Origin of the sequence: Cyclobacterium sp. (assembly GCF_014762705.1) — a bacterium.
Taxonomy (GTDB): Bacteria; Bacteroidota; Bacteroidia; order Cytophagales; family Cyclobacteriaceae; genus Cyclobacterium.
Genome location: NZ_JABURL010000052.1, coordinates 1 through 2801, shown reverse-complemented (window position 1 = coordinate 2801; position 2801 = coordinate 1). Strand labels below are relative to the sequence as shown.

Annotated in this window: 2 protein-coding genes; both read right to left on the bottom strand. The window is 42.6% G+C overall.

What is annotated here, in order from left to right:
- A partial coding sequence (locus tag HUJ21_RS10260) for a DUF2207 domain-containing protein (RefSeq protein ID WP_291369437.1) occupies positions 1-1965 on the bottom strand: 1965 nt, incomplete at its 3' end.
- 1 nt (position 1966) lies between these two features.
- Entirely contained in the window at positions 1967-2515 is a 549-nt protein-coding gene (locus tag HUJ21_RS10255; RefSeq protein ID WP_291369435.1) for a LemA family protein, read from the bottom strand.
- Positions 2516-2801: the final 286 nt, after the last annotated feature.

Sequence of the window (2801 nt, the reverse complement as noted above, 5' to 3'; positions counted from 1 at the left end):
ACCGCGAGCACGGCCACCTGTCCCGCCGCGGGCAACGCCGAGGTGGTGGCCGTCCTGGCCACCGCCACCGCCACCGCCGGAGCTGCCTCCACCACCACTACCGGATTTTGAACCCGGGGGACTGGCTGAATTACTCAACGCAGAACCAAAGGTTTTTCCAAGGTCGGAAGAAAATCCTGCCAGAGAACCTGCCGCAAAGGCGGTTCCGGAATACCAGGTAGGATGGTAACGGCTTCGCGTTTGGTTGTCATCGGAGGACAGTGAATCTATTTTGTTTTCAAAGGCTTTACCCCAGGCTTCCCCCACATCCAATGCAATGGCAAAGGGAAGAAACTTTTCAAAAATTTCGGGTGTCAATCCTGGAGGATTAAAGGACTCCAATAATGGCTTTTCAGCGGCATTCAGGTACATTCTGAAGCCTTCAATTTCATCCATTACCTTTCTGCCTTTCTCGGTGGGAGCTTTCATCAGAAATGCAAAAATTACATTGACAAGTCCCAATATCAGCGCTACGAATAAAAAGCCAAACGAAAACTGAGCATCAAAGAAATAAATAGCAATAAAAGGGAAGGCCAGGATGAAAAGAAAGCTGAAGGCTTCACTGATAATGGTACTTATTTTCACATGCCCATAATCCAGGTAGTGCATCACTGTCAGAAACACCTTTCTCAAAAACATGAGGAAAAAGAAACAAAAAAACAGACCCATAATCAGGAAAACATTCTCCGATTCCAGCGAATTATCCATGGTATATTTTACGCCTAAAATCAAACTTATAATAGATATTAATATACCTGGAACCAACCAGGCATAATTGTTTTTAAAATGAGTGCTATGAAACCGCTCGTACAAATCCTTTTGCAGTCCTTTCATCGCTGCTCCAATCTTTTTGTGTTCTTTCTGGTCCAGGCTGATCATCTGGTTTCCCCCCGGAAATAGATTGGACATAATGCGCTGGTATCCACTGTTTGTCGTCTCGGGGAAATCAATTTTCTCCAACACATACTTTTTTTTCTTTTCCTCTAAAATCTTTAACCAGCCTTTGGTTGCCAGTGCCACTATGGCCGAAACATAGGCTTTTGTATCAAATCCCATTTTGTAAAGGTACCTAACCGCTGCTGCATCAAGCCCTTCGGGGACTTCAAAAATGGGGTAAATTCCTCCTTTATGGGGATCTTTACCCACTCTTGTCCAGGCGTAAAAGTAATAGGCAAAAGCCAGTAGCAATCCGATTAGCAAAGCAAAGATTCCTCCGTTTTCGCTCAAAAAATTTCCCGTTTTTTCAGCAGCGCCCGGAGGCGCAATCAAACCTTTTTGCCAGGAAACGGCCAGAGTCAATGGCTCCTTTGGATTTAAGGGTTCCGTGACTTCCACAAACAATTCCCTATCGGATTCCTTTTTGATGTTGCAGGGACAATTTGTACTTCCGGAGGGGCCTGCATAGGCGGCATATTGGCCGATTACCCCACCCGGAGGAAGAATGACTCTGGCAGTTGCCTCCAGGATCCTGAATTCCCAGTTGTCCCCGATGGCATTCCAGTAAAGTTCATCGAAGGATTCAAAAAAACCGATCTGCCGGTTGGTGGTGTATACAATGGTATAATCATATATTCCAGGTTCAAGCAAAGTGTTCTCTTCTCCGATTCTTATCACTTCATAATCACCCTGCCGGATAACTTGGTAAGGTTCCCTTGTGCCATCCTTCCGTACCTCCAGTACATCGAAGCCTACCCTTACTTGATTGTTGAAACGGTCCCTGTACCTTACCGGAAAACTTCGAAAAATGCCTCGTTGTATGGCATTTCCTGTACTTCTAACCTGGATTTCCTCTGTTACCTTTAAAGATCCATCCGGTTGGATTTCTATTTCACTGTGATATTTTAGAATTTCTTCCTGGTCCTGAGCGATTAACGGGGAAGTGCCAACCAAAATAACTGTAAAAAGACAAAGTATAATGTGGCGCATATTAGTTTAAATTGATTTCTGGTACCATTCTGTCTGATTCATCCGTAAGTGCAAAGAAATCAAACTTCTCAAAACCAAAAAGTCTGGCAATCAGGTTGGAAGGAAAAGATTCTATTTTGATGTTAAGTTCTCTGACTGTGCCATTATAATATCTTCTGGATTTTTGCAGGTAGTTTTCTATTTCCGAAAGCTGCTCCTGAAGCTTTAAAAAGTTTTTATCTGCTTTCAAATCAGGATAAGCTTCAGCAATTACCAATAGCCGCTTAAGGGACCTGCCCAATTCGGAGGCAGTTTTGGCCTGATCAGGAACTGTCTGCCCGGCAATGCTTTTGTTACGGAGGGTGGTAATTTCCTCCAGAAGCTGCTTTTCATGTGCAGCATATCCCTTCACGGTAGTGACCAGATTGGGCACCAGGTCGGCCCTTCTCTTCAATTGAACATCTATGCCGCTCCACCCCTCGCGGGCGTTATTTCTCAGCCGAATGAGACGGTTGTAAATAAAAACGACCTGAAAGATCAGAAGGCCAATGACCAATAGGGTAACAATCATGACATCAAATGAAATTAATTATAAATATAAAGAATTAAAATAACCATTTTATTCTGAAAGAAATCACATGCTGTTTATGTCTTTTTATTTGTACAATTAATTTACAAATAAGGGCCATTTAAACGGCTAATTTTTTTATGGAAAAGCCAGGAGCGCAGAATTGGATTACTCATGGGCATATACTTGCCTTAAGTTTCACGATTAAAATTACTTTTTTCCAGAAACAAACTGTGGAATTATTTTTTGATAATGGATAAATTATACACAATAATGGTTAATTTTGACT